Raw genomic sequence first — 25,224 nt, 5'->3', positions numbered from 1 at the left:
GGGACAGCTGGACAAAGTCGCCCGGAGGTATCGACGGTGGTTTCTTCTCGCCGAGCGAAGCATGTTTCGCTCGCTATCAGCCTGGCTCTGCTGGCGTTGGCGTTGAGCTCGGTCAATTGGCAATTCGTCTCGACGTTGAGCTTGACCGAAGTCTTGAAATGGTGGCGGCCGCTGTCGATCGCCGGCTTGCTCACGCTGTCGATCACGGCCTGCGCCGTGGTTCTGGGCTTGGGCATGGGCATCCTGATTGCGGTTGCCATGTGGCTGCCTATCGGGCGGGTGCTCAAGGCGTTCCTGAGCCTGTACATCGAGTTCGGCAGAAACGTGCCGTTGATCGTTCAGTTGTTCTGGATCCACTTCTCGCTGCCATTGCTGACCGGCGTGTCCACCAATGCATTCGTCAGCGGATTCGTGGCGCTGGCTCTTCAATCCAGCGCCTACCTGGCCGACATCACACGCGGCGGGATTCAGTCGGTCGCGCCTGGCCAATGGCAGGCGGCGCACGCCCTGGGCCTGCCCAGCCGCTGGATATGGGGCGAGGTGATATTGCCCCAGGCGATGCGAACCATGCTGCCGGCCATCGGCAACCTGGCCACCAGTTTTCTCAATGCCAGCGCATTGCTCAGCCTGTTGGGCGTGAGCGAATTGACCAATGTGTCCACCAAGATCAGCGACTACGCGATGAGACCCATCGAGATCATGACGGCGACCGCCGTTCTCTACCTGGCCTGCAATCTCGTGGTGGCGGGCTTGTTCCACTGGCTGGAACGCCGGTTCTCGCGGGCTCCTCATGCAATTTGATCCGCTGTATGTCCTGTCGGCCATCCCCGAATTGTTGAAGGGGCTGCAGTTCACCCTGTGGTTGGTGCTGGCGTCGACAGTGCTGGGCGTCCTGATCGGTCTGTTGGTGTGCTTCGGCAAGCTGTACGCGACTGGGCCGCTCAACATGGCCTGCCGCGTGTACGTGATCGTGGTGCGCGGGATTCCCGAGATCATCGTCATGTTCTGGGTCTACTACTGTTGCCCGCTGGTCTTCAATGCGCGCCCTTCCGGCTTTGCAAGCGCGGCCATCGCCATGGCGCTGTATTCGGGCGCGATGCTTGCCGAGATATTCCGCGCGGGCATCCAGGCCGTGCCGAGCGGGCAGCACCAGGCAGCCAAGGCGCTCGGTTTGCCAAGCCTCTGGTTATGGCTGGAGGTCATCGGGCCGCAAGCCGTACGGACCATGATTCCGGCATTGCTGGGAATCCTGTCGCTGCAGATCAAGATCTCCGGTATGGCGTCGGCGATCGGCGTTGGCGAACTGGTGTACCGGACCACCATCCTGGCCGGCCAGAACTTCCGTTACTTCGAGCTCTACACGACAGCCGGGCTCATCTATTTCATGATCATCTTCGCGCTCAGCGCGATGGCGCGAGCCTATGAGCTTCGCCTGAGAGGCACTGCCAAATGACGATTGCTCCCAATGCGCCTGCCGAGGTCATCATCGATTGCAGGCAGGTCACGAAGACCTATCAGGCGGTGCAGGTGCTCAAGGGCATCGACCTGCGGGTGAAGCGCGGCGAAGTCATTTGCCTGGTGGGACCGTCCGGCGGCGGCAAGTCGACTCTGCTGCGCTCGCTCAACGGCCTCGAGGACATCTCGGGCGGCTCGATCAACGTGATGGGTTCCCAGTTGCCCGGCGATGCGCGGACCATCCGCCGCATCCGGGCGGAGGTGGGCATGTTGTTCCAGAACTTCAACCTGTTCCCGCACCTCACGGTGCGCCGCAATCTCACCATCTCGCCCATGCGTGCAAGGCATGTGGCCAGGGCCAAGGCAGAGAAACGCGCGGAAGAATTGCTGGAGCGGGTCGGCATTGCCAATCAGATCGACAAATACCCATCGCAACTCTCCGGCGGCCAACAGCAGCGTGTTGCCATTGCGCGGGCACTGGCGATGGACCCGCAGGTCATGCTGTTCGACGAGCCGACCTCGGCACTCGACCCGGAGATGGTTCAAGAGGTCTTGCAGGTCATGCGCGAGCTGGCGTCGAGCGGGATGACGATGCTGATCGTCACTCACGAGATGAGGTTCGCCGAGGAAGTCGCCGACCGCATTCTCTTCATGCACGACGGCGTCATTGCCGTCGATTGCTCACCGCGAGCGTTCTTCCATGAGCAGGACGACCCGCGTGTGAAGCGTTTCCTCAACCGCCTTGGCTGAGTTTCAGCCGAGCCCGTACCGTTTGTTTGATTGCACTTCCATGAGTAAAGAATTCAGTCTCCGCCATTTCCTGCAACGCATTGAGGAAGACGACCCCGGCGCCATCGTCCGGGTGAAGGACCAGGTCACCACGGACCATGACATGACGACCGTGATCATGAACCTGGACCGCGCCAATCAGTATCCGGTGGTGATTTTCGAGAACGTTGCGGGACACTCGATGCCGGTCGTCACCAACCTGCTGGCCACGCGGCGCCGTCTGGCGCTGGCACTCGGCGTGGCGGAAAAGGACTTGATCGAATCGTGGTCCAGCCGTTCCGACGCCCTGATCGACCCGGTCCTGTGCGAGACCGGACCCGTCCGCGATATCGAATTGACTGGCCTGGATGTCGACCTGGGCAGCCTGCCGATCACCTCGCACTTCAACGAGGACGCCGGCAAGTACATCACCAACGGCATCATCGTGGCCAAGCATCCGGAGACCGGCGTGCGCAATGCCAGCTTCCACCGCATGCAGATCAAGGGGAAGAGCCGGATCGGCACCAGCCTGCACAGTCGTCGGCATCTGTGGAATTACGCCAAGCGCGCAGAAGAACTCGGCCAGGATCTTCCTATTTCCATCGTGATCGGCGCCGCACCGGAATTCACCTTGGGCGGCCTCTGGAAGGGCTCGATCGAAATCGACGAATACGCGGTGATCGGCGGCATCGTGGGCGCCCCGATGGAAATCGTGGCCGGACTGACCGTGCCGGTCGAATCGCCAGCGGCAGCCGAGATCGTGCTGGAAGGCAAGATCCTGTGCGGCGTCCGCGAACCCGAAGGCCCATTCGCCGAATTCACCGGCTATGCGACCGCGCGTTCCACCCAGCACGTGGTGGAGATCACGGCAATTCGTCGCCGGGCCGATGCGCTTTATCACGACATCATTCCGGGCATCTCCGAAGAGCACACGCAGTTGCTTGCGGTCCCCCAGGAAGCGCGCCTGCTGCGCACGCTGCGCCAGCAATATCCCAACGTCACCAAGGTGGCGTACCCCAAGTCCGGCACCTGCCGCTTTCATGCGGTGATCGCGCTGCGCGATTGCGCTCCCGGGCAGGCGCGCAATGTCGCCGCGGCCGCACTGGGGGATGACCTGAGCCTGAAACTCGCGGTTGTGGTGGACGACGACATCGACGTCCACAGCGACTTCGATGTGATGTGGGCCATCTGCACGCGCATGCAGGCACATCAGGACATCGACATCCTGCACCGCGCGATGGGCGCGATCCTGGACCCATCGAACGACGCCGGCCTGACCTCGAAGATGATCGTCGATGCCACCCGGCCCAGCGCCGAGTACGCGGTGCGCCACACGCTGACGCCGGCATCGATCGAACGGACCAAGAACATCGTCGCCGCCATCCTGGCCGGCAAGCGGACGGTGTGATGGCGGAGTCGACGCGACGCCGCATCATCGTCGGGATCGCCGGCGCATCGGGGGCCATCTACGGCGTCCGGTGTCTCGAGCTGCTGCGAGCGGCGGGCTGCGAAACCCACCTGGTCGTCAGCCGCGCGGGCGAGATGACGTTGAAGGACGAGGTCGGCCTGTCGCGCGACGACCTGCTGTCGCGTTGCGACGTACTGCATGCGATCAACAACATCGGCGCCTCCATCGCCAGCGGTTCGTTTCGCAACGAAGGCATGATCATCGCGCCTTGCTCCGTCAAGACACTGGCGGAGATCGTCACCGGCGTCACTTCGACGCTGCTCACTCGTGCGGCAGACGTCGCGCTGAAGGAGCGCCGCAAGCTGTTGCTGATGGTGCGCGAGACACCGTTGCACCTGGGTCACCTGCGCTCGATGACACAGGCGGTGGAAATGGGCGCGGTCATCATTCCGCCAATGCCGGCTTTCTATGCAAAGCCGAGAACGGTGGACGACATCGTCCATTACACGGCGAGCCGGGCCCTGGACCATTTCGGGATCGACACCGGCATCCATCGCTGGCAAGGACTCGGTGCCTGAGCCGCCACGCGATGCACAGATCCACGCGTACCGAAAACCTGCGCCACCTACACGCGGTGACTGCTGTGCAGAAGCTTGATCTCCGCCTCGCAGAACGATGCGAATCGTTGAACCACCATCCGCGGCTTGAGCGCGGCAGAGCGGGCTATTCCCACCGTGGTCGGTGCGAGTTCTTCCTTGAACGGCTTGACCACGAAGTCGGCGCCATCGACCGTGCGCGCGGACTTGAGCGGAAAGTTCAGGATGCTGAATCCGAGTCCGTTGGCCACCATGCCGCGCACGACCTCCGGTTGGGACGACCGGAAAGCCGGCACCGGGCAAGGTCCCACCGCATCGAAAAGATGCGCGAAGTATTCGCGGCTGTAGGGCAGGTCGAGCAGCACGTAGGGCTCGTGCAGCAACTGCGTCAACGACACGGCGGACTCTTTGGCGAGCGGGTGCTGCGCGGGCAATATCAGGTAGGGCGGCAGCGCTGCGATGGGGGTGAACGAAATATCCTCGGTCAGGTTCAGGTCATAGGTCAGTGCGAGGTCGAGCGTCCCCACGCGCAAGCCGTGCAGCAGGTCATGCTGATGTTCTTCGAGAGTCCGAAAACGGATACCGGAGAAATCGCGAATGAACCGGCTGATGAGCGCCGGCATGACCAACGGCGCCAGCGACACCATGCAGCCCAGCGAAATCTCACCCGTCATTCCGCCGTCCATGGTCCGGGCCGCCAGCTGCAGGTCCTCGGCATTCTTCAGCAGGTTCTGCGCCTGGCCCAGCATGTCGCGTCCGGCCTGGGTCAACGACAGTCCGCTCGCGTGATGGCGCATGAAAAGCTGAATGCCGAAGGACGACTCCAGCTCGGACATGGCGGTCGAGATCGAGGGCTGCGAGATATGCAGTTTCTTTGCGGCTGCGGTGAATGACAGCACCTCCGCAGTCACCACGAAATAGCGCAACTGCTTCAGCGAAAAACGGACTTTCGTTTCATCCATGACGCGTATTTCTTCTCCCGGATTTCAGTTCAGGCAACGCGGACGCCAGCGTGCGTGAAGGCAGTGTATGGCTTCCTATACCCTCAGACAGCTCAAGTATTTTCTGACGACGGTCAAGGCCGGCAGCGTGGCCGAAGCCTCGCGCCAACTGTATATCGCGCAGCCATCCATCGCGCATGCGATCAAGACGCTGGAGGACAACTTCGGCGTGAAGCTGTTCATCCGCCACCATGCCCAGGGAGTGTCGTTGACGCCGAGCGGCACGCGCTTCTATCGCGAGGCCGAAGAGCTGCTGCGCATTGCGCGTGAATTCGAGCAGAACGCGCTGGCCGACAACGACATCGTGGCGGGTCAGGTCGACATCGGTTGCTACGAAACGGTGGCACCGCTCTATCTGCCGCAACTGATGGCGGAATTCAAGGCATTGCATCCCACGGTAGGCATCCGGATACGCGACGGAGACCAGGAGGAACTGGTGCAGGGGCTGACTGCCGGAACCTTCGATCTGGCCTTTCTCTACGACCACGATCTGGACGACACCATCGTGAGAGCAGCGCTCATGCCGCCGCAGAAGCCTTATGTGCTGCTGCCGGAGGACCACCGCTTTGCAGGTCGGGCGCAGGTATCGCTGCGCGACATGGCGCAGGAGCCGATGATCCTGCTGGACGTGCAGCCCAGCCGAACCTATTTCGTCAGCGTCTTTCACGAACTGGGCCTCAAGCCGAACATCGTCTTCGGCTCGCCCTCCATCGAGATGGTCCGCGGCATGGTTGGACAGGGCTTCGGGTTCTCGCTGCTGGTGACTCGTCCGCATTCGCCCTTCACTTACGACGGGAAGAAGGTCGTGGCCATCGACATTGCCGAGTCGATATCCACTTCCGGCCTGGTCAGCGCCCGGCTGCGCCGCGGGCAGCTGACCAAGCCAGCCAAGCTGTTCGAAGACTTCTGCCGCGAACGGCTCGGGCGGCTGAGCGCCGGTACGGCGCACTGACACCGTCAACTCTCGCCAGCGAGTGGGTCGTCCGGCCGGCACAGGATGTCCGCGAGGCGGGCCAGCATGGCGTCGCACCGCGTCAACTGATCCACGCTGACGAACTCGTCGGGCTTGTGGCCTTGGTCCATGCTGCCCGGGCCGCAGACCACGGTAGGAATCCCCGCCTGCTCGAACAGTCCGCCTTCGGTCCCGAAGGCCACCGTGCCGAAGTCGTCCGATCCGCACAGTTGGGCAAGCAGACGTGCGCCTGGCGAGTTCGGTGGCGTTGCCAGCCCGGGATACGCGCTTAGGTGCTCGAACTCGATCGCCGTGCCCTGGTTCACCGACTGCATGCGTGGCAGCAGTTCGGTCTCGGCGTATGTCCGAAGTCCATCGGGCACCTGTTGCGGATCGAAGCCTGGCAGCGCGCGAACCTCGAAATCGAAGACGCATTCGGCCGGCACGATGTTGAGCGCCTGGCCGCCCCGAATCAACCCGGTCTGTACGGTGCTGAACGGAGGGTCGAAGCGGCCGTCCTGCAGCTCGGGCCGCGTCAGCCCCTCGCCGATATCCTCGAGCCTGGCGATCAGCCGGGCCGCGGTCTGGATGGCGTTGACACCATAGGGCGCATAGGCCGAGTGGCAAGCGGCTCCCTTGACCTGGCAACGCATCGCGAGCTTGCCCTTGTGACCCAGCACGGGCTTCATCTCGGTCGGTTCGCCGATCAGGCACAGGCGCGGCTTCACGGGACGCGCTGCCAGTTGCGCGAGCATCGGCCGCACCCCCAGGCAACCCACTTCTTCGTCGTAGGAAAACGCCAGATGCACCGGCAGCTTCAACGGACGGGCGAGAAAGAGCGGCACCGCCGCCAGCACGCAGGCGATGAAGCCCTTCATGTCGGCCGTGCCGCGCCCATGCAGGCGTCCGTCTTTTTCGGTCAGGCAGAACGGCTCGACAGTCCAGGACTGTCCGTCGGTGGGCACCACATCCGTATGGCCGGACAACGCGATGCCCCCCACTTCCTGCGGGCCGATGGTGGCGTAGAGGCTGGCCTTGGTTCCTTCGGCGTTGTGAAAAAGCTCGCAAGCGACGCCCAGGCTCGCGAGGTGGTCGCGGATGAAGGCGATGAGGGCGAGGTTGGACTCCCTGCTGACGGTCGCGAAAGAGATCAGCCGCTCGAGCAACGCCCGGCTGTCGCACTCATTCATCGCCGGGCACGCCGTAGCTGGGCGCGGCGGACGGGTCGAGCGCACGGTCCACATAGGCTTGCATCTGCGGGCTGTATGCCTGCCACAGGCGGTCGAGCTGGCCGATAGGATCTTCATCGGCCCAGTCCACCCGCAAGTCGACCAGCGGCCATTCGAGATCACCGTAGATCTTGAGCGCGGCCGAATGCACGGGCCCCGCCTCGCCGCCTTCGCCCATCCCGGCATGCATCGCGGCGAGCAGGCGCTGCGGCAGGCTGCCGGATGCCGTTTCGAAAGCGCGGGGCATGCATTGGATGACCTCCAGGCTCGCCAGCATGTTGCCCGCCGCAACGCATTGGATGCCCGACACGGCGGTGTTCAACCCGAGCGACTGGCCGCCGGAGAAGAAGGCCGTGCGACCCTGTGCGTCCACGACGGTGACTTGCCGATAGGCATTCCATGCGTCGCCAGCCAGCGCCCGGTCGAGCGCCGCAGCGGGATTCAACTGCTGTTCGAGCCCGTCCAGAACGCGCAGTCCCAACGCAGGCAAGGTGACGTTCTGGCTGGACACGGCACCGACGCCTGAACGCACCCACGGGCAGCGCGCGCCCACGGCGATGCTGGACGAACTGATGGCGACGCCGAGTTGGCCGGTTCTGGCGCATCGGCCGACGATGGAAAAGGTCATCGGATGTTCCTCGTGCCGGGTCAGGCCTGCGGCGGCTGCCAGCCTTCGGGGATGACGGCGATCACATCGATCTCCATCAGCCATTGCGGCTGGCCCAGGGCCACCACCACCAGGCCCGTGGAGATGGGAAATACGCCCTTGAGCCATTTGCCGACCTCCTGGTAGACGGGCTCGCGGTAGCGCGCGTCCGTCAGATAAGTCGTGGTCTTGACGACGTGCGACAGGTCGCTGCCGGCTTCTTCGAGCAGTTGCTTCAGGTTCTTCATCGCCTGCTCGGCCTGTGCGCGCGGGTCGCCGAGGCCGACCAGCCGGCCGTCGAAATCGGTACCGACCTGGCCGCGTACGTAGACCGTGTTGCCGGCGCGGACCGCCTGGCACAGGTCGTTGTTCAACGACTGATTCGGATAGGTGTCCTTGGTGTTGAACATCCGGATCCGCTCATGCGTCACTGGGCTCATCGGGTCCTCCTGGAAAAACTTGAATGAAGAATGAAGGCGATCAGAGAGCGCCCGCCACAGCGGCCTCGGGCGCAGGCACTTTCGCGCCGGCCGCATAGGCCAAGTAGCTGCGCTGGATGGCGATGTGGTCGGCCACCAGCTTGGCGTCATGCCATACGCCCCATATGAACGTCGAGCCACGGCGCGACTGCCAGGGCAGGCCCAGGAAATAGACGCCAGGCTCGCTGGACACACCGCGTTGATGGCGCGGCGCACCGTGGGCATCGAAGGCATCGACCTCCAGCCAGCCGTAGTCGCGGGTGTAGCCCGTGGCCCAGATGACCGAAGCGACCCCGGCCGCAGCGAGGTCCAGTTCCAGCACCGGGTTGGCCAGGCAGTCGGGGTCGGCAGGCATGTGGCGCGCTTCGGGCTCTTCGGGCAGATCCAGGCCATTGCGTTCGACATACGCATCCGCCGCGTCCAGCAGGGCCAGGTAGTTCTCGTCGCCACGAGAAATGTTGGCCGCCAGGTCGGACTGGAAATGCGCAATGCCGTTCTCGAACGATCGAGTCAAGCCGAGCAGGGTCATGCCCTGATGTGCGAGCCTGCGGAAGTCGATGGTCTGGCCACCGCGCGCGCCGCTCACGGCGATGGTCACGTGCTCGTAGCCGGGCCGGGGGGCTTCCACATCCCAAAGGCCGAGCACCCCCAGCCACCAACAGTAGTCGCGGCCGCGATACGCCCGCGGCGGGCGGTCATGTGCGCCGACCGACAGATAGACCTTGCGGCCGGCGCGCATCAATTCATCCGCGATCTGGACACCGGAAGAACCCGCACCCACCACCAGCACGGCGCCCGCGGGCAGTTGCGAGGGATTGCGGTAGCCGGCGCTGTGCATCTGCAGCACGGTGCCTTCTTTCGGTGCGATCGGCGGGATCACGGGCGTCTGAAACGCACCTGTCGCCACCACCACGCGAGTCGCATCGATGGTGCCCTGGCTGGTTTCCACAGTGAAGCCGGCCCGGCCCCGGTTGCGCACCACGCGCGTCACGTCCACGCCGGTGCGGACCGGCGCTGCGAACTTTCGGGCATAGGCTTCGAAATAGGCGGCCACGCGCTCCTTGTGCGGAAATGCGTCGGGATCCAGCTCGTCAAATTCGAGTCCGGGAAAGCGGTCGTGCCAGGCCGGACCGTTGGCCACGAGCGAATCCCAACGGCCGGTGCGCCAGCGTTCGGCGATGCGACTGCGTTCCAGCACGAGATGGGGAATGCCCAGGCGGGCCAGATGCTCGCTTGCTGCGACACCGGCCTGCCCTGCGCCTATCACCAGGGTGTCAATGGACTCGATTTCAAATTTCATACATAGCTCTGGCAATCCGCCTGGAATTGATGACTCGACGCTTCGAGAAACTGATCGCGCAGCATGATTTCGGCTGCGATGGCGGATTCTGGTCGGGCCAGAGACAATGCGAAACGAGGTTTTTTATGGTCGCTGAGAAGGATATTGGTGCATTGCCAATGGCGGTTAATGCCTGGACCGTGGTAGAGATCCGGTGAAGGTGCTCAGGCCCATACCGGCCCGCGTCCCGGCGCCCTAGCGCAGCAGCGCCCGAGCCGACTTCTTGAATTCCTCGATGAAGCCGCGCGCCAGGGCCGACAGAGGACGCGCCGGATTGCCGATGACGGAAATGTGCAGTTGCGCGGGCGCCTTGAATGGTCGCCAGTGGACCTGGATACCCGGGCCGGCCACCGTGGCGCGGTCCACCAGCGCCACGCCGACGCCGGCCCTGGCGAACCAGCAGGACGAAGGCCCGGATCGCAATTCAAGGTCGATGTCTCGCCCGTTCAGCAACTGCTGCGCCACCGGCCGGACCTCCGGGTAGGAAATGACGCGCTCGCCACGCAGATCGCTGGCGGTGATGTGCCTGCGCTGGGCCAGCCGATGGTCCGGCGCCATCGCGCAGACCACCCCGCACTCGAGTGACGCCAGAACCTCCAGATTCGGCAACGGGGGCGCCTGCAGAAGGATTCCGACCTCCGCATCGCCGTCCTCCAGTGCCCGCAGCACCAGGGCCGGAACCAGCAGGCTCACGTTCAGGTCGATCATCGGCCGCTCCTTGAGCACCTGTGCGACCGCATGCGGGACCAGCATCGTGGCGAGGCTGGCCGTGGCGGCGATCCGCAATGACCCCGTCTTGCTGTCGCCGAGGTCCTTGCCCAGCGCGCGAACCCGCTCGACACCTCGCCATACGCGCTCGATTTCCTCATAGAGCACATGAGCCTCGGGTGTAGGCACCAGCCGGCCCTTGATGCGCTCGAAGAGTCCGCAACCGGCACGCGCCTGTGCGACCGCCAGCAGCTTGCTGGCCGCGGGTTCGGAGACGTGCAGCAACTGCGCGGCGCCCCGCACGGTACCCGTCAGCATGACCGCCCGAAATACTTCCATGTGCCGAAGATTCATGGGCGACAGATTAACTTAAGGTTAATTTTGTCCGACGATATTTCAATTGTGATTAACCACTTCGCACGCGAGACTCGATGACCGATTCATAACAAGGAGACCTCGATGAAGTACCGCGACCGGCTCATGCTGCCTTGGCTTGCATGCCTTCCCCTCGTGTCGCGCGCGAACGGCGTCTGGCCGGCCCGGCCCGTTCGCCTGGTGGTGCCCTTCTCGGCGGGCGGCGCCACCGACTCGGTGGCACGATTGCTGGCGAACCGGCTCAACACCGCATGGGACCAGCCCGTGGTCGTCGACAACAGGCCCGGATCCGGAACCATCCTGGGCACGGACATCGTCGCCAAGGCACCGGCCGATGGCTACACCTTCGGCGTCGTGGTGTCGTCGCATGCCATCAACCCCAGTCTGCGCAGCAAGCTGCCCTACGACACCCTCAAGGACTTCGCGCCGGTCAGCGAGGTCGGCGTGCAGCACATGGTGATCGCGGCCAACCCGGCCTTGCCGGCGAACAACATCGCCGAACTCATTGCCCTCGCGAAGCAGCAGCCCGGCAAGCTCAGCTATGCCAGCCCGGGCACCGGCACCGCCCTGCATCTGGGCATGGAGCTCCTGAAGGTCAAGGCCGGACTGGATATCCTGCATGTTCCCTACAAGGGTGGCGCGCCAGCGCAGCAAGACGTGATGGGCGGCCAGGTACCGCTGCTGCTGGACATCTATCACAGCGCCGCCCCGTTGATCAAGTCGGGTCGCCTCAAGGCCATCGCATTGCTGAGCCCGCAGCGCCCGCCGTCCATTGCGGACATACCGACGGTCGATGAGACCGTGCCCGGCGTCAGTGCGCTGAGTTCGATCGGGATCGTCGCGCCGGCAGGCACGCCCGATGCCATCGTCCACAAGACCAGCGCCGACATCGCAACGCTCCTGGCCAACAAGGCGTTCGCGCAGCAGTTCCGCGACATGGGTGTCGACCCGGTCGCATCCACGCCAGAAGACTTCGGTCGTCGGATCCGAGCCGACATCGCCAAGTGGGCACCCGTCGTGAAATTCTCTGGCGCCACCGTCGATTGAAAGGACGCGTTGAAATGACCCATCCCCTACCCCACGGCTCCAGCTCCTTTGCCTGGAATGCCAACTCGTTCGAGTCCTCTGCCGACTACTGCCTGACGCTGTCCGACGTGGAGCGCCAGGAGCTGCGGCGTGCCGTTGCAGGGCTTGCCGATCCGAAGCATCCCGAGGCCGGACCGGTCGATGCCGATGCGATGCCCACGCTGTCGCCCCGGCTTCGTGCCGCCTACGAGGAGGTCCGCAACGGCCGTGGTTTCGTCGTCCTGCGAGGACTTCCGGTCGACGACGACGTGAGCCTGGACGAGTTCATTGCGGCCGTCTGGATCGCCGGCAACCAATTCGGCAAGCCGCTGTCCCAGAACACGCGGGGAGATCTCATCGGCCACGTGGTGGATGCATCGGCAGAGGACGCGACGCCACGGATGTACCGCAGCAACCTGGAGCTTCGTCCGCACAGCGACATCACGGCGATGATCTCGCTCGCCTGCTGGCACAAGTCCCAGTCGGGAGGCGCGTCGGTCATCGCCAGTGCGGTGACGGTGCACGACGAACTGGCGCGTCGGCATCCCGAAGCGCTGCCCTACCTCTATCGCGGGTTCCACTACCACCAGGTGGGCGAAGAAGCGCCGGGCGCGCCGCCCGTGACGCGCAACCGCGTGCCGGTGTTTGCCGTGCGCGACGAACAGCTGAGTTCTCGCTACCTCCGCTCCAACCTGGTCGCGGGGCATCGGGCGCTGGATCTGCCGCTCAGCCCGGAAGAGATCAACGCGCTGAACGCGTTCGACGAGGTCTCAACGGCGCCGGAGAACAGGCTGGCCTTCTTCCTGGAGCGTGGCGACATGATCATGATCAACAACTACACGGTCATGCATGCGCGCACCTCCTTCACCAACTTTCCGGAGCCGGAGCGAAAGCGCCACCTCGTCCGGCTGTGGCTGGATCAGCCGGGCTTCCGCAATGTGCCGCCGGAGTTCATCTTTCACGAAGCCAACGGCGTTCCGCGGCGAGAGGGCCAGACCGCGACGCTCAACTTCAAGCAGCTCTACAAGGACGACCCCGTGGCGAGCGGCGGCGTCGCCGACCTCAAGGTGACGGACGAGATGGCGTCGGCGCGGCGCTGATCAGCGCCACACGTAATGTCCCCTGACCAGGTGCCCATGTTCGCGGTGCGCCGGAACCCACACCTTCTTCTTGTGATGAGGCCGCACGTCGTGGCGCGCAGGCCCGTCGTGGCGTGGCATGGGTTGGGCGAAAGACGTGGCGCAAACCACCGCCGTGGCAAGGAGGACAACAAGCTTTTTCATGGAGATATCCAAGGATGACAAGCCCAGATCGGGCTCAGATCGACCATAGCGGTGATGGCGGAGTGGCCCGTCAGCTAAATACGACTGTCGGTGAGCGACATTGGCAGTTGCCACGACAGCCCTTTGCTCATCCGCCGCCGGGTTGAGGTTCGCGCAGGGCCGACCTGAAGCGTCCCGGGCTCTGGCCGGTGGCGCGCTTGAAGGCCGCGCTGAACGCGGTGTCCGACTGGTAGCCCACACGCTCGGCGATGTTCGCGATGCCCGAGTCGCCGTGCTTCAACGCATGCCGCGCGACCGTCATCCGCCAGTGCACCAGATAGTCGAGCGGCGTGCTGCCGGTGAGCCGTTTGAAGCGCACCGCAAAGGCTGTGCGTGACATGCCCGCCACGTCGGCAAGGCTGTCGACCGTCCAGCGCCATGCCAGGTCGCCGTGCAGCGCCGCCAGCGCCGAGCCGATGCGGGCGTCGCCCATGGCGCCAAGCCAGCCCTGCGGCTGCGGCGTGGTCGCGAGGTACACCCGCAGCGCCTGCACCAAGACCAGCGCCGCGAGGTTCGCCTTGGCGATCACGGCGCCCGGGCGCACATCGCCAGCCTCCCACCGCAGCAGGTCGAGCAGTCCGGCCAGCGGCTCCGTGCCGCTGGCGGCGGCCCGCAAGTGAATCAGCGGCGGCAGATGGCGCAGAAGCAATTCGCCGATCTCGCCTTCGAACGTGAAGCGCCCATTGGAAAGCACCACACGCGCACCGTCCGCCGGATCACCGAAACGCACCACGCCGTCGGCTCCCCGGTGATCGCGATAGGCCGGACCGGCGTCCTGTTCAGGCCCGCCAGGCGGCACGCTGGCCGCCGAAAACGGCTGGCCGTTGGTGAGCAGGTAGAAGTCGCCCTCTTCCATCAACACAGGCGGCGCGTCGGCCAACTGCAACTGCATGCGCCCCGCGAGCACGCTGCCCAGCTTGATGTGCGATGCATAAGGCGGATAGCGGAAGGCCCAGCGCCCATGCGCCTCCAACCGGGAAGACAAGGTGCTGCCGACCTGCAGCATCGAGAGCACGTCGGAAAGCGGATCCATCGGCTTGGGCATGGTGTACGTTCGAATAGGAAAAGGCGCGTTCTGATTATTCACAACAACGCCTGGAAACGGAAAGATGGGGTGCATGTCCTCCTCCACCGCCCCGCTCACCCACGCCGCCCGGATTCGCCGCCACGCGATCGTCCTGGGCCTGCTCACCGCCATCGGCCCCTTCGCCATCGACATGTACCTGCCTGCGCTTCCTGCGATCGGCCGCAGCCTCGGAGCCGCAACGGACGCCGTGCAGGCCAGCCTGATGGCCTTCTTTCTTGCGCTCGGTGCAGGCCAGTTGCTGGCCGGTCCGCTGTCGGACATGCTGGGGCGGCGGCGGCCGATGCTGGTCGGCCTGAGCCTGTTCATCGCGGCCAGCATCGGTTGCGCACTGGCCCCGAACATCGAACTGCTGATCGCCCTGCGCTTCGTGCAGGGGCTGGGCGCGTGCGCCTGCATGGTCACGCCGCGCGCCATCGTGCGCGACCTCTACGTCGGCCCCGACGCGGCACACCTGATGTCTCTCGGGCTCACGGTCTACAGCGTCTCGCCGATCGTCGCCCCGCTCTTCGGGAGTATCGTGGCGGACGTCGCGGGCTGGCGCAGCGTGTTCGCCGTGATTGCCGTACTGGCAGTGGCCGGCGTCGCGACGGTCGTCTGGCTGCTGCCCGAAACGCGCCCCGCGGCCGCCCGGCGGCAGAGCGGCCTGCGCAGTGCACTGGCGGGATACGGCGTGCTGCTGCGCGACCGCCAGTTCCTGAGCGTCGCGTGCATGGCGTCTCTGGCCCTGTCGACATTCTTCGTCTACGTCGCCAACTCGTCGTTCGTGATGAGCACGCATTTCGGCGTCGCACCCCGAAGCTATGCGCTGCTTTTCGCGGTCAACGCGGTGGCGCTGGTAGTGGTGTCGCAATTCAACGGGAGGCTCGTCGCAAGGTTCGGCCTGCGGCGGCTGCTGCGCATGGCCGTGTCCGTCCAGGCGATCGTCATGGTCGCGCTCTTCGTGCTGACGGTGGCCGGCATCGACCGGCTCGATGTGCTGGTCGGCATGCTCGTCATCGGCTATGGATGCAACGGCGTGATCGTGCCCGCGGCGTTCGTCCTGGGCATGGAGAAGCACCCTGCCCTGGCCGGCACCGCCTCGGCCCTGATGGGCACCTTCAATTTCGTCGGCGGCGCGGTGGTGGTGGCGCTGGTCTCGCGCTTTGCAGATGGCACGCCGCTTCCGATGCTCGCGGGGATCGCGACCTGCGCCGTCGGTGCGCTTGCGCTGGCTTGTCTCGGCGCCGGACGGATCCGATAGCGGCTGCGCGCCAAGCCGACGAAGGCGCGCGGTCCGGCTTGCTTCAGAGAAACGGCGGCGTGCAGCCGCTCACCACTTCGCAGGTCTCATCGCCCACGTTGCGGAAGCGATGCGGCTGCCGGCTGTCGAACAGGTAGGCATCGCCCGCCTTGAGAATCTGCTTCTGCAGACCCACCGTGAGTTCGAGTTCGCCGCGCACCACGATACCGCCCTCTTCCGCCTCATGCTGCAGCATGGCCCGCCCGGTGTCGGCACCCGGCTCATAGAACTCGTGCAAGACCTGCAAGGTGCGGCCCCGGACGTCACCGACCTGGCGGAAGGAGATCTTTCCCTTCGTCAGCGGGATCAGTTGCGACGCGCGATAGAACACCTGCTCCTGTGGTGGCGAATCCAGTGCGAAGAACTCGGCCAGCGGCATCGGTATGCCTTGCAGGATCTTGCGCAGCGACGCAACCGAAGGGCTCACGCGGTTCTGTTCGATCAGGGACACGATGCCGTTGGTCACGCCCGAACGCCGCGCCAATTCGCGCTGCGACAGACCGCAGCGGGTGCGCAATGCGCGCAGGCGCGCACCCACGTCGAAGTCTTCGTGAACGTTCAGCTCTTCCATCCCGTCTCCTCCTGATCACTGTTTAACATATTTGCCATTTTATAGATTTCGAGCAAAATTCGGAACACCCGGCGTACACCTCGAACCCCCGCCGCTGCCACTTCATCACCCACTTTGAAAGGATCACAAAATGATAGGAGCAGATGCGCTGGTGCGGACGCTGCTTGCCGCGGGCATCGACACCGTCTTCGCCAATCCGGGCACGTCCGAGATGCACATGGTGTCGGCGCTGGACCGCAATCCGGGCGTGCGACCGGTGCTTGCGCTGTTCGAGGGCGTCGCCACCGGTGCGGCGGACGGCTATGCGCGCATCGCGGAAAAGCCCGCGGCCACGCTGCTGCACCTCGGGCCGGGCCTGGCGAACGGCCTGGCCAACCTGCACAACGCGCGCAAGGCCCGCACGCCCGTGCTGAACATCGTCGGGGACCATGCCACCCATCACCTGGCGTACGACGCGCCACTGACTTCGGACCTCGACGGCATTGCGCGCACGGTGTCGCACTGGGTCGGCCGCGCCGGTTCCGCCGCCGAGGTGACGGGCGTCACGGCCCGCGCCATCGGCGCCGCGCGGACCCGCCCCGGACAGATCGCGACCCTGCTGCTGCCGGCCGATGCGGCCTGGGGCGCGGCCAGTGCCGACGTCGCGCCGATCGCACCGCCTGCCGCACCGACCCTGGACACCGGTGCCGTCGAAGCAGCCGCCGCCCTGCTTCGACGCCTGGGCAGCAAGGCCATGCTGCTGCTGGGTGGCACGGCGATGCTCGGTGATGGTGCGCGGCACGCACTCGCCATCGCCCAGGCGACGGGCTGCCGCCTGAGCGCCCAGGGCGCCAACGCACGCATCCAGCGCGGCGGCGGCACGCCACTGTTGACGCGGGTCCCGTTCCAGGTCGATCAGGCTGTTCAATATTTTGCACAGACCGAGGTGCTGGTGCGCATCGGCGCGCCGGTGCCGGTCGCCTTCTTCGCCTATCCGGACAAGCCCAGCCTGCTGATTCCCGACACCTGCGACGTGTTCGATGCCGCGCCGGAAGGCCACGACCCGCTGCTCACGCTGCAGGCGCTCAGCCAGGCGCTGGACACCGGTCCCCACAAGGCGGTCGTCCCGCTGCTCCCGGCGATCGCCGTGCCGCACGGGCCGCTCAACCACGACAGCATTGCCGCGGCAGTGGCGTCGACCTTGCCAGAGAACGCCATCGTGGTGGACGAAGCCATCACCACCGGTCGGCAGATCTACCCGGTCACGGCCGCGTCGCCGACCCACGACTGGCTCAACAACATGGGCGGATCGATCGGCTACGGCTTGCCCGTGGCGCTGGGCGCCGCCATCGCGGCGCCGGGCCGGAAGGTGCTCGTCATGGTCGGTGACGGCAGCGCGTTCTACACCGAGCAGGCGCTGTGGTCGATGGCACGCGAAGGCCTGGACGTGACGGTTCTGATCTTCGCCAACCGCTCCTACGCCATCCTGCGCAACGAGTGGCAGAAGATCGGCGCAGGCGACGCGGGCGCGCGGGCACGAGACATGCTCAGTCTCGATCGCCCCGACCCGGATTGGGTCGCCATCGCACGCGGACATGGCATGTCGGGCGAGCGCGTCACCGACGCGCAGGGGCTGGCCGCAGCGCTCACGCGCCGCTACGGGCAGAGCGGGCCGGGGTTGATCGAGGCGTGGTTCTGACGGGCGCGAACTTTGACCTGATTAAAATAATTGACATAATTTAACTTTCGTCTATTATTTGATTCAACCGTCTGGTGGATCAGATCCACGTCGCCGCAGTTTTCCGAGCCCCACGCCTTTGAACGAACGGACACGATCGACATGAACAAGCGCACTGCCACCCTCCTGGTGCTGGCCCTGACTGCAGCCACAGCCGCCACGAGTGCCGAAGAGCCTCGGCGCGGCGGCACCTTCAGCTACATCGCGCCGCATGGCGACAGCGTGTCGACCCTGGACCCGTCGCGTTCGACGCGCACCCAGGACTTCATGATTTCCTTCGGCCTGCACTGCATGCTGTACCGCTGGGACGCCGCACAGAAGAAGCCCGTGCCCGACCTGGCGGAGAGCATCGAGAAGATGCCCGGCGCGGCGCCGAAGTACCTGGTCAAGCTGCGGCCGAACGCCAAGTTCCACAACGGCCGCAGCGTGACCGCGGACGATGTGATCTACAGCTACAACCGCACGATGGAGCCCGGCAAGGGCTACAGCGGCGTGCGCTACGTCAGCTCCATCGCCGGCGCGGAAGACGTGGCGGCCGGCCGCAGCAAGAGCATGTCGGGTCTGCGCAAGATCAACGACACGACGCTCGAACTCACCATGGCCGACAGCATCGATCCCGGCTACCTGCTGTTCTGGCCGGCCACCGCGATCCTGCCCAGGGAAGAACTGGAGAAGCGCGGCGACCGCTTCGGTGCGCAGCCGGTCGGCTGCGGCCCGTTCGAGCTGCAGGAGCTGGTGCGCGGCAGCCACGTGACCTTGAAGCGCTTCGACGGTTACTACATCCCGGGCCGGCCGTACCTCGACAAGGTGGTCTACAACATCATGGGCGAGGCCGCACCGCGCGACCTCGCCTTCCGCTCCGGCCAGCTCGACGCGACCACGGTCGTCGCGGCGCAGATCACCGCCTACCGGAACGATCCCGCGCTGCGTGCCAACCTGCTCGAGGTCGTGACCGACTACACACGCCACATGGGCTTCAACCCCGACTTCAAGCCCTTCCAGGACAAGCGGGTGCGCCAGGCCATCAACTACGCGGTCGATCGCAAGCTCGTGATCGAGAAGCTGCTGCGCGGCCAGGCGATGCTCGCCACCGGCTGGCTGCCGTCGACCAGCCAGGCCTACGACCCGGCGCTGCCACCCTATGGCTACGACCCGGCCAAGGCCAAGGCGCTGATGAAGGAGGCCGGCTACGAAAAGGGCTTCGACCTCGAGGTCACGACCAACAACAACAGCGCCTACGGCATTGCGGTGGTCGAGGCGATCACGCCCTACCTGAAGGCGATCGGCATCACGCTGAAGCCGAAGGTGGTCGAGAACGCGATCGCGGTCGAGACGATGTTCCAGACGGGCAAGTACGAGGCCTACATGTGGGCCTACAGCTCCGGCCCCGACCCGTACGTGGCCGCCAAGCGCTTCACGTCCGACACCTCGCGCAGCTCGGGCAACTCGATCGCCTACAGGAATCCGCAGTACGACAGCGTCGTGGCCGCTGCCGGGCAGGCCAAGACGGAAGCCGAGCGCATCGAGCGCCTGCGTATCGCCAACAAGATCATGGTCGAGGACGCGCCGATGTGGTTCTTCAACTACGACAAGGCGGTGATGGCGTACAAGCCCTGGGTGCACGGCCTGCAGCCCAACTCGGTGCACATCACCTACCAGTATCCGGACCTGATCTGGGTCGACGCCAAGTCGCCCCGCGCCAACGCCAGGTAAGCGGGGCACCCCATGCTCCATTACGCACTGCGCCGGCTCTGGCAGCTGGTGCCCACCGTGGCCGTGGTCACGCTGATCATCTTCGTGCTCTTCAACGTGGTGCCGGGCTCGGCCGTGTCGGCCAACGCCACCGACCACCTCGACCCGCAGGCCATCGCGCAGATGCGCGAGCAGTTCGGCCTGGACCGGCCGCTGTACGCGCGCTACCTGAGCTTCATGGGCCATCTGGCGCTTGGCGATTTCGGTGTCTCGATCAACACGCAGCAGCCGGTCTGGGACCTGCTCGCGCCGCGGATCTGGCCGTCCTTGCAGCTCGCGCTGGCCGCGATGGGCGTGGCGATCGTGCTGGGCGTTCCGCTCGGCTTCCTGTCGGGGCTGCGGCAAGGCACGGCGGTCGATTCGGCCGCCAGCGTGATCGCGGTCTCGGGCCTGTCGATGCCGCAGTTCTGGTTCGGCCTGCTGCTGATGTACCTGTTCTCGGTCAAGCTCGGCTGGCTGCCGACCATGGGCTACGGTGAAGGCGGCATCGTCAACCTGATCCTGCCGGCGCTGAGCCTGGGCGTGTCCTTCATGGCGCTGCTGGCACGCACCACGCGCGCATCGGTCATCGAGATCCTGCACACGGACTACATCCGTACCGCGCATGCCAAGGGGCTCAAGACCTCGCTGATCTACGGCAAGCACGTGATGCGCAACGCCGGCACGCTGATCCTCACGACCGCCGGGCTGCAGTTCGGCGCCATCATGGGCAAGGCCGTGATCATCGAGAAGCTGTTCAGCTGGCCGGGCGTGGGTTCGCTGCTGATCGACTCGATCTTCGTGCGCGACATCGCGGTCGCGCAGGCCTGCGTGATCGTGATGATCATCTTCTTCCTGCTGGTCAGCCTGGCGGTGGACCTGCTCTACACCGTCGTCGATCCACGCATCGAGCACCGCTGAGCCATGACCACCTTCAAGTCTTTCAAGTTCATCGCCTTCTCGCGCAGCCATGCCAGCCTGGTGGCGGGCGCCGTGATCATCGTGGGCATGCTGCTGTTCGCGCTGCTGGCGGGCTGGCTCGCGCCCTACAACCCGTTCGACGGCGGCAACCTGATGGTGGCCGACGAGGCACCGTCCGGCGCCTTCTGGTTCGGCACCGATGCCCAGGGCCGCGACGTGCTGTCGCAGGTCATCTACGGCGCGCGGGTGTCGCTGGCCATCGGCGTCGGCACGCAGCTCGTCAACGCCGTGATCGGCATCGTGCTGGGCCTGACGGCCGGCTACTTCGGCGGCTGGTGGGACGACGTGGTGAGCTCGCTCACCGGCATCTTCCTGACGGTGCCGACGCTGATCTTCGCGCTGGCCATCATGGCCGTGCTCGGGCCGGGGCTCACCAACGTGTTCGTCGCGCTGGGCCTCACGCACTGGGCCTACACCTGCCGCATCACGCGCTCCCAGGTGCTGCTGGTGCGCTCGATGGGCTACGTGAACGCGGCGCACCTGATGGGCTTCGGGCCCTGGCACATCATGTTCCGCCAGATCCTGCCCAACATCGCGGGCCCGATCCTGGTCATCACCACGCTGGGCATCGGCGCGGCGATCCTGCTCGAAGCATCGCTGTCCTTCGTCGGGCTCGGCGCCCAGCCGCCGAGCGTGAGCTGGGGGCTGATGCTGGCGACCGCCCGCGAGGTGATCTTCACGTCGCCCTGGATGTCGGTGTTCCCGGGGCTGGCGATCTTCCTCGCGGTGCTCGGCTTCAACCTGCTGGGCGACGGCATGCGCGACCTGCTCGACCCGCACACCCAACAGGCCATGAAAGGCTGAGCATGACGAGCCTGTCCACGCCCGAACCCGCGGCCGCCGGCGCCGCGCCGTCCACTGCACCACTGCTGCAGGTGCGCGACCTGTCGCTGAGCTTTCCCGGCCCCGCCGGCCGGCACAACGTCATCGACCACGTGTCGCTCGAACTGCGCCGCGGCGAAGTGCTCGGCCTGGTCGGCGAATCGGGCTGCGGCAAGAGCGTCACGGCGCTGTCGGTGGCCGGGCTCGTCAAGCGGCCGCCCGGCCGCTTCGAGAGCGGCTCGATCCTGCTCGAAGGCACCGACCTGCTGAGCCTGCCGCCGGCTGCGCACCGGCTGATCCGCGGCCGGCGCATCGCGATGATCTTCCAGGAGCCGATGACCTCGCTCAACCCGGTGTTCCCGGTCGGCCGGCAGATCGCCGAGGTGTTCGAAACCCATCTGGGCCTGTCGCGCGGCGAGAGCTGGGAGCGGGCGGTGCACACGCTCGAGATGGTGCAGATCCCGGCGCCGGCGCGCCGCGCGCACGACTATCCGCACCAGCTGTCGGGCGGCATGCGCCAGCGCGTGATGATCGCCATGGCCCTGGCCTGCAGCCCCGACGTGCTGATCGCCGATGAACCGACGACGGCGCTCGACGTCACCGTGCAGGCGCAGATCATCGACCTCATGCACAAGCTGCGCGACGAGCTCGGCACCACGATCCTCTTCATCAGCCACGACCTGTCGCTGGTGGCGGACTTTGCCGATCGCATCGCGGTGATGTATGCGGGGCAGATCATCGAGGAAGGTCCGGCCCGCTCGGTGTTCCGTGAGCCGGCGCATCCGTACACGCAGGGCCTGCTGCGCTCCATGCCGCGGCTGGGGCAGCGCCTGTTGCACGGGCGCACCCGGCTGCCCGAGATTCCCGGCACGGTGCCGCGCCCATCCGAGCGGCTGGTCGGATGCCGCTTCCGGCCGCGCTGCGGGCTGGCCGTGGCGGCCTGCGCCGAGCCGCTTCCGCTGTTCGCCGGCAACCTGACGCAGCGCGCACGCTGCGTGTTGGCGCCCGCGCAGGAGGCTTCGTGATGAATTCGCCGATCGTCACTGCCCCCCCGGACCACCCGATCGACACGGCCGAGGCACTGCTGGACGTGCGCGACCTGTCCGTGCATTTCAAGGTCAAGCCCGACCGCATGTTCGGCAAGCCCGCGACGCTGCGCGCCGTCGACGGCATCAGCTTCAGCCTGCGGCGCGGCGAGTCGCTGGGCATCGTGGGCGAATCGGGCTGCGGCAAGACGTCGGCCGCCCTGGCGCTGGTCGGCCTGACGACGCCGACCCATGGCGAGATCCGCATCGACGGCAAGCCCGTGGCGTCCGACCGGAAGCAGCGGCTCGCACTCGCGCAGCAGGTGCAACTGGTGTTCCAGGACCCGTACAGCTCGCTCAACCCGCGCATGACGGTGGGTGCGACGCTGCGCGACCCTTTGCTGCTGCATGGCCTGTGCACGCGCGAGACGGTCGATGCGCGGGTGCACGAGCTGCTGGCACAGGTCGGGCTGCGACCCGAGCACGCCGACCGCTACCCGAACGAGTTCTCGGGTGGCCAGCGGCAACGGATCGGCATCGCGCGCGCGCTGGCGCTGAAGCCGGCGATCCTGGTGGGAGACGAACCGGTGAGCGCACTCGACGTGTCGGTGCAGGCGCAGATCCTCAACCTGCTGCTCGACCTGCAGCAGTCGCTCGGGCTGTCGCTGGTGATCATTTCGCACAACCTGGCGGTGATCGAACACCTGTGCGATCAGGTCGTCGTGATGTACCTCGGCCGCATCGTCGAGCAAGGCAGCTATGCGGACGTCACGGGCGCGCCGCTGCATCCCTACACGCAGGCGCTGATCGCCGCGGCGCCGGGCAGCGTGACCGCGGGCCCGCGCGTGGTGCTGCAGGGCGACCTGCCGAGCCCGCTCGATCCACCGCCGGGCTGCCCGTTCAACCCACGCTGCGCACGCGCGACCGACATCTGCCGCTCGGACATGCCGGCACTCGAGAAGCGCACGGCCACGCATGTCGTGGCCTGCCACCACGCATGACAAGCCCCTCGCACGCCACCCCGGTCGACGACGGCCTGCTGGTGCTCGGCGCACGCGTCGTCACCATGGACCCGCAGCAGCCCGAGGCGCAGGCGATTGCCGTGCGCAACGGGCGCATCGCCCACGTGGGCGGCACCGACGCCGCACGCGCCGCCGCCGGCCCCGCCGCACGGGTCATCGAGGCGCACGGTGGCACGGTACTGCCCGGCCTGATCGATTGCCACGGCCACCTGCTGAGCTACGGCGAGAGCCTGCGCCGGCTCGACCTCCATCACACGCCCGACTTCGCGACGCTGGTGGAACGCGCGGCCGCGCAGGCCGCGACGCTCCCCGCGGGCAGCTGGATCAGCGGCCGCGGCTGGGATTCGAGCGTCTGGGGCGGCGACGGCGCGGTCGACCTCGACCTGCTGTCGCGCGCCGTTCCGCACCATCCCGTGTTCCTGAATCGGCACGACGGCCATGCCGCGATCGTCAACCAGGCGGCGCTCGACCGCGCCGGCATCGACGCCGCCACGGCCGACCCGGTCGGCGGTGCGCTCGCGCGGCGCGACGGCCGCCTCACCGGCTTGCTGATCGAGAACGCCGCCCGCCTCGTGTCCGCCCACATCGCACGGCCGCAGGCCGCCGAACGGCAGGAACTGATCGCGCTGGCCGGCCGGCGTTGCCTGGAACTCGGCATCACCGGCGTGTTCGACGCCATCGACGCGCCGGAATGGCTCGACGACCTGCACGCGCTGATGGATGCCGCCACGCCGATGCCGCGCGTGTTCGGGCTCATGCGGGCGCAGGAGCACCCGGACCCCGTCGCCCTGGCGGCCGGGTTGTTCGACGACGCGCACGATGGCCATCTCTCGCTGCGGCGGCTGCGCATGATCATGGACGGCGGCATGGGCGCACGCGGCGCGCGCATGCATGCGCCCTATCTCGACGACGAAGGCACGCGCGGCTTCCTGATGCTGGCGCCCGGGCGCGTGGCCGCCGCCACGCGCGCCGCGCTGGCGCGCGGCTGGTCGATGTGCGTGCATGCCATCGGCGACGAGGCCATCGACCAGTTGCTGGACATCTGGGAGCCCCTGCTGCAAGGCGTGCCCGCATCGACCCATCGCTTCATGGTGGAACACTGCGTGGTACCGACCGACACGGCGCTGGCACGGCTCGCGCGGCTCGGCGTGGTGGCGTCGGTGCAGCCGCTGCATGCGGTGAACGTGGCGCGCTGGATCGGTGCCCGGCTCGGCCCCGAACGCGCGGCCCATGCCTATGCATTCCGCCGGCTCCGGGATGCGGGCATTCCGCTGGCGATGGGCTCGGACTTTCCGGTCGCGTCGCCCGACCCGCGGCTCGGATGGCGCGCCGGCATCACCCGCAGCTTCATCGGCGCGGGCGGCCAGCCCGAAGTCTCGTTGCCGGCACAGCGCCTGCCCGTGCAGGACATGCTGGCCGGCTACACGCGCACCGCCGCCTGGACGGCCTTCGCGGAAGACCAGCTCGGCATGCTGCGTGCCGGCCTGAAGGCCGACCTCGCGATCTTCGACGGCGACCTGCTCGCGACCGATCCGCATGCGCTGGCCGACCTCCCGCTGCGCGCCACCGTGATGGACGGCGTCGTGGTGCACGAAGCCGAGGCCGCATGAGCCCTCTCCCACCCTCATCTCACTCATCCGAAAGAA

25 protein-coding genes are annotated in these 25,224 nt (G+C 66.3%); 17 read left to right on the top strand and 8 right to left on the bottom strand.

Annotated features, from left to right (window positions below; all coding sequences use genetic code 11):
* The first annotated feature begins 36 nt into the window (after nt 1-36).
* Genes AC07PZ_RS00620 through AC07PZ_RS00600 form a run of 5 tightly spaced genes read left to right on the top strand, consistent with a single transcriptional unit; the run spans nt 37 to nt 4,209 of the window.
* Nucleotides 37-801: an amino acid ABC transporter permease gene (locus AC07PZ_RS00620; protein ID WP_495293058.1), complete on the top strand. Its 765-nt coding sequence runs from the start codon at nt 37-39 to the stop codon at nt 799-801.
* Nucleotides 791-1,453, top strand: coding sequence for an amino acid ABC transporter permease (locus AC07PZ_RS00615; RefSeq protein WP_495293057.1), 663 nt, complete (start codon nt 791-793; stop codon nt 1,451-1,453). The genes AC07PZ_RS00620 and AC07PZ_RS00615 overlap by 11 nt, the downstream gene beginning before the upstream one ends.
* Nucleotides 1,450-2,205 (top strand): amino acid ABC transporter ATP-binding protein, encoded by a 756-nt coding sequence (locus tag AC07PZ_RS00610; RefSeq protein WP_495293056.1) that lies wholly within the window; start codon nt 1,450-1,452, stop codon nt 2,203-2,205. The genes AC07PZ_RS00615 and AC07PZ_RS00610 overlap by 4 nt, the downstream gene beginning before the upstream one ends.
* Nucleotides 2,198-3,631, top strand: coding sequence for a UbiD family decarboxylase (locus tag AC07PZ_RS00605; protein WP_495293055.1), 1,434 nt, complete (start codon nt 2,198-2,200; stop codon nt 3,629-3,631). The genes AC07PZ_RS00610 and AC07PZ_RS00605 overlap by 8 nt, the downstream gene beginning before the upstream one ends.
* A complete protein-coding gene (locus tag AC07PZ_RS00600) occupies nt 3,631-4,209 on the top strand; it encodes a UbiX family flavin prenyltransferase (protein ID WP_495293054.1) in 579 nt (192 codons plus the stop codon). Before AC07PZ_RS00605 ends, AC07PZ_RS00600 begins: the two co-directional genes overlap by 1 nt.
* A 47-nt stretch (nt 4,210-4,256) precedes the next feature.
* Here the strand turns inward: AC07PZ_RS00600 and AC07PZ_RS00595 are convergent, their stop codons facing one another.
* Nucleotides 4,257-5,189, bottom strand: coding sequence for a LysR family transcriptional regulator (locus AC07PZ_RS00595; RefSeq protein ID WP_495293053.1), 933 nt, complete (start codon nt 5,187-5,189; stop codon nt 4,257-4,259).
* Between the two features lie 67 nt (nt 5,190-5,256).
* Between AC07PZ_RS00595 and AC07PZ_RS00590 the strand changes: the two genes are divergently transcribed.
* Entirely contained in the window at nt 5,257-6,180 is a 924-nt protein-coding gene (locus AC07PZ_RS00590) for a LysR family transcriptional regulator (protein WP_495293052.1), read from the top strand.
* A gap of 5 nt (nt 6,181-6,185) precedes the next feature.
* Here the strand turns inward: AC07PZ_RS00590 and argE are convergent, their stop codons facing one another.
* The 4 genes from argE to AC07PZ_RS00570 are packed head-to-tail and all read right to left on the bottom strand — an operon-like array spanning nt 6,186 to nt 9,834.
* Nucleotides 6,186-7,370 carry an acetylornithine deacetylase gene (gene argE / locus AC07PZ_RS00585; protein WP_495293935.1) on the bottom strand — a complete coding sequence of 395 codons (1,185 nt, stop codon included), beginning with the start codon at nt 7,368-7,370 and terminating at the stop codon, nt 6,186-6,188.
* A complete protein-coding gene (locus AC07PZ_RS00580; RefSeq protein WP_495293051.1) occupies nt 7,363-8,037 on the bottom strand; it encodes a DUF1028 domain-containing protein in 675 nt (224 codons plus the stop codon). Before AC07PZ_RS00580 ends, argE begins: the two co-directional genes overlap by 8 nt.
* A 20-nt stretch (nt 8,038-8,057) precedes the next feature.
* The gene (locus AC07PZ_RS00575) at nt 8,058-8,495 is read right to left on the bottom strand and encodes a RidA family protein (protein WP_495293050.1); all 438 of its coding nucleotides are present in this window, start codon (nt 8,493-8,495) and stop codon (nt 8,058-8,060) included.
* A 40-nt stretch (nt 8,496-8,535) separates the two neighbouring features.
* Nucleotides 8,536-9,834 (bottom strand): flavin-containing monooxygenase, encoded by a 1,299-nt coding sequence (locus AC07PZ_RS00570; RefSeq protein WP_495293049.1) that lies wholly within the window; start codon nt 9,832-9,834, stop codon nt 8,536-8,538.
* Nucleotides 9,835-9,863: 29 nt separating this feature from the next.
* Here AC07PZ_RS00570 and AC07PZ_RS00565 point away from each other — a divergent pair, with 29 nt between their 5' ends.
* Nucleotides 9,864-10,031, top strand: coding sequence for a hypothetical protein (locus AC07PZ_RS00565; protein ID WP_495293048.1), 168 nt, complete (start codon nt 9,864-9,866; stop codon nt 10,029-10,031).
* 37 nt (nt 10,032-10,068) lie between these two features.
* On the opposite strand, the gene AC07PZ_RS00560 is transcribed toward AC07PZ_RS00565, so the two are convergent.
* Complete coding sequence (locus AC07PZ_RS00560; RefSeq protein WP_495293047.1) at nt 10,069-10,920, bottom strand: LysR substrate-binding domain-containing protein; 852 nt, start codon at nt 10,918-10,920, stop codon at nt 10,069-10,071.
* Between the two features lie 120 nt (nt 10,921-11,040).
* On the opposite strand from AC07PZ_RS00560, the gene AC07PZ_RS00555 reads away from it, so the two are divergent.
* Together AC07PZ_RS00555 and AC07PZ_RS00550 are read left to right on the top strand one after the other, a co-directional pair.
* Nucleotides 11,041-12,003 carry a tripartite tricarboxylate transporter substrate binding protein gene (locus tag AC07PZ_RS00555; protein WP_495293046.1) on the top strand — a complete coding sequence of 321 codons (963 nt, stop codon included), beginning with the start codon at nt 11,041-11,043 and terminating at the stop codon, nt 12,001-12,003.
* Between the two features lie 14 nt (nt 12,004-12,017).
* Complete coding sequence (locus AC07PZ_RS00550) at nt 12,018-13,121, top strand: TauD/TfdA family dioxygenase (RefSeq protein ID WP_495293045.1); 1,104 nt, start codon at nt 12,018-12,020, stop codon at nt 13,119-13,121.
* Between the two features lie 310 nt (nt 13,122-13,431).
* On the opposite strand, the gene AC07PZ_RS00545 is transcribed toward AC07PZ_RS00550, so the two are convergent.
* Nucleotides 13,432-14,376 (bottom strand): AraC family transcriptional regulator, encoded by a 945-nt coding sequence (locus tag AC07PZ_RS00545; protein ID WP_495293934.1) that lies wholly within the window; start codon nt 14,374-14,376, stop codon nt 13,432-13,434.
* Between the two features lie 85 nt (nt 14,377-14,461).
* Here AC07PZ_RS00545 and AC07PZ_RS00540 point away from each other — a divergent pair, with 85 nt between their 5' ends.
* Complete coding sequence (locus AC07PZ_RS00540) at nt 14,462-15,670, top strand: multidrug effflux MFS transporter (protein ID WP_495293044.1); 1,209 nt, start codon at nt 14,462-14,464, stop codon at nt 15,668-15,670.
* 43 nt (nt 15,671-15,713) lie between these two features.
* Here AC07PZ_RS00540 and AC07PZ_RS00535 read toward each other — a convergent pair whose 3' ends face one another.
* Nucleotides 15,714-16,280 (bottom strand): cupin domain-containing protein, encoded by a 567-nt coding sequence (locus tag AC07PZ_RS00535; protein WP_495293043.1) that lies wholly within the window; start codon nt 16,278-16,280, stop codon nt 15,714-15,716.
* Nucleotides 16,281-16,410: 130 nt separating this feature from the next.
* Between AC07PZ_RS00535 and AC07PZ_RS00530 the strand changes: the two genes are divergently transcribed.
* From AC07PZ_RS00530 to AC07PZ_RS00500, 7 genes are all read left to right on the top strand, one after another.
* Nucleotides 16,411-17,958, top strand: coding sequence for an acetolactate synthase large subunit (locus tag AC07PZ_RS00530; RefSeq protein ID WP_495293042.1), 1,548 nt, complete (start codon nt 16,411-16,413; stop codon nt 17,956-17,958).
* Nucleotides 17,959-18,099: 141 nt separating this feature from the next.
* A complete protein-coding gene (locus AC07PZ_RS00525; protein ID WP_495293041.1) occupies nt 18,100-19,710 on the top strand; it encodes an ABC transporter substrate-binding protein in 1,611 nt (536 codons plus the stop codon).
* A 12-nt stretch (nt 19,711-19,722) separates the two neighbouring features.
* Nucleotides 19,723-20,649 (top strand): ABC transporter permease, encoded by a 927-nt coding sequence (locus tag AC07PZ_RS00520; RefSeq protein ID WP_495293040.1) that lies wholly within the window; start codon nt 19,723-19,725, stop codon nt 20,647-20,649.
* A gap of 3 nt (nt 20,650-20,652) precedes the next feature.
* Nucleotides 20,653-21,513: an ABC transporter permease gene (locus AC07PZ_RS00515; RefSeq protein WP_495293039.1), complete on the top strand. Its 861-nt coding sequence runs from the start codon at nt 20,653-20,655 to the stop codon at nt 21,511-21,513.
* Between the two features lie 2 nt (nt 21,514-21,515).
* Nucleotides 21,516-22,556 (top strand): ABC transporter ATP-binding protein, encoded by a 1,041-nt coding sequence (locus AC07PZ_RS00510; RefSeq protein ID WP_495293038.1) that lies wholly within the window; start codon nt 21,516-21,518, stop codon nt 22,554-22,556.
* Nucleotides 22,556-23,557, top strand: a complete 1,002-nt coding sequence (locus AC07PZ_RS00505; RefSeq protein WP_495293037.1) for an ABC transporter ATP-binding protein — start codon at nt 22,556-22,558, stop codon at nt 23,555-23,557. The genes AC07PZ_RS00510 and AC07PZ_RS00505 overlap by 1 nt, the downstream gene beginning before the upstream one ends.
* Nucleotides 23,554-25,188 (top strand): amidohydrolase, encoded by a 1,635-nt coding sequence (locus AC07PZ_RS00500; RefSeq protein WP_495293036.1) that lies wholly within the window; start codon nt 23,554-23,556, stop codon nt 25,186-25,188. The genes AC07PZ_RS00505 and AC07PZ_RS00500 overlap by 4 nt, the downstream gene beginning before the upstream one ends.
* The last annotated feature ends 36 nt before the right edge of the window (nt 25,189-25,224 follow it).

The organism is Variovorax sp. GW821-FHT10B04 (assembly GCF_059415645.1).
This window is presented reverse-complemented; position numbering and strand designations above follow the sequence as displayed.

What these genes read in the sequence shown, in the direction of transcription:
- AC07PZ_RS00615 (WP_495293057.1), top strand. Translation starts at nt 791, where the DNA reads ATGCAATTTGATCCGCTGTATGTCCTGTCGGCCATCCCCGAATTGTTG.
- AC07PZ_RS00610 (WP_495293056.1), top strand. Translation starts at nt 1,450, where the DNA reads ATGACGATTGCTCCCAATGCGCCTGCCGAGGTCATCATCGATTGCAGG.
- AC07PZ_RS00600 (WP_495293054.1), top strand. Translation starts at nt 3,631, where the DNA reads ATGGCGGAGTCGACGCGACGCCGCATCATCGTCGGGATCGCCGGCGCA.
- AC07PZ_RS00595 (WP_495293053.1), bottom strand. Translation starts at nt 5,189, where the DNA reads ATGGATGAAACGAAAGTCCGTTTTTCGCTGAAGCAGTTGCGCTATTTC.
- AC07PZ_RS00590 (WP_495293052.1), top strand. Translation starts at nt 5,257, where the DNA reads ATGGCTTCCTATACCCTCAGACAGCTCAAGTATTTTCTGACGACGGTC.
- argE (WP_495293935.1), bottom strand. Translation starts at nt 7,370, where the DNA reads ATGAATGAGTGCGACAGCCGGGCGTTGCTCGAGCGGCTGATCTCTTTC.
- AC07PZ_RS00580 (WP_495293051.1), bottom strand. Translation starts at nt 8,037, where the DNA reads ATGACCTTTTCCATCGTCGGCCGATGCGCCAGAACCGGCCAACTCGGC.
- AC07PZ_RS00575 (WP_495293050.1), bottom strand. Translation starts at nt 8,495, where the DNA reads ATGAGCCCAGTGACGCATGAGCGGATCCGGATGTTCAACACCAAGGAC.
- AC07PZ_RS00570 (WP_495293049.1), bottom strand. Translation starts at nt 9,834, where the DNA reads ATGAAATTTGAAATCGAGTCCATTGACACCCTGGTGATAGGCGCAGGG.
- AC07PZ_RS00565 (WP_495293048.1), top strand. Translation starts at nt 9,864, where the DNA reads ATGACTCGACGCTTCGAGAAACTGATCGCGCAGCATGATTTCGGCTGC.
- AC07PZ_RS00560 (WP_495293047.1), bottom strand. Translation starts at nt 10,920, where the DNA reads ATGGAAGTATTTCGGGCGGTCATGCTGACGGGTACCGTGCGGGGCGCC.
- AC07PZ_RS00555 (WP_495293046.1), top strand. Translation starts at nt 11,041, where the DNA reads ATGAAGTACCGCGACCGGCTCATGCTGCCTTGGCTTGCATGCCTTCCC.
- AC07PZ_RS00550 (WP_495293045.1), top strand. Translation starts at nt 12,018, where the DNA reads ATGACCCATCCCCTACCCCACGGCTCCAGCTCCTTTGCCTGGAATGCC.
- AC07PZ_RS00545 (WP_495293934.1), bottom strand. Translation starts at nt 14,376, where the DNA reads ATGGATCCGCTTTCCGACGTGCTCTCGATGCTGCAGGTCGGCAGCACC.
- AC07PZ_RS00540 (WP_495293044.1), top strand. Translation starts at nt 14,462, where the DNA reads ATGTCCTCCTCCACCGCCCCGCTCACCCACGCCGCCCGGATTCGCCGC.
- AC07PZ_RS00535 (WP_495293043.1), bottom strand. Translation starts at nt 16,280, where the DNA reads ATGGAAGAGCTGAACGTTCACGAAGACTTCGACGTGGGTGCGCGCCTG.
- AC07PZ_RS00530 (WP_495293042.1), top strand. Translation starts at nt 16,411, where the DNA reads ATGATAGGAGCAGATGCGCTGGTGCGGACGCTGCTTGCCGCGGGCATC.
- AC07PZ_RS00525 (WP_495293041.1), top strand. Translation starts at nt 18,100, where the DNA reads ATGAACAAGCGCACTGCCACCCTCCTGGTGCTGGCCCTGACTGCAGCC.
- AC07PZ_RS00520 (WP_495293040.1), top strand. Translation starts at nt 19,723, where the DNA reads ATGCTCCATTACGCACTGCGCCGGCTCTGGCAGCTGGTGCCCACCGTG.
- AC07PZ_RS00515 (WP_495293039.1), top strand. Translation starts at nt 20,653, where the DNA reads ATGACCACCTTCAAGTCTTTCAAGTTCATCGCCTTCTCGCGCAGCCAT.
- AC07PZ_RS00510 (WP_495293038.1), top strand. Translation starts at nt 21,516, where the DNA reads ATGACGAGCCTGTCCACGCCCGAACCCGCGGCCGCCGGCGCCGCGCCG.
- AC07PZ_RS00505 (WP_495293037.1), top strand. Translation starts at nt 22,556, where the DNA reads ATGAATTCGCCGATCGTCACTGCCCCCCCGGACCACCCGATCGACACG.
- AC07PZ_RS00500 (WP_495293036.1), top strand. Translation starts at nt 23,554, where the DNA reads ATGACAAGCCCCTCGCACGCCACCCCGGTCGACGACGGCCTGCTGGTG.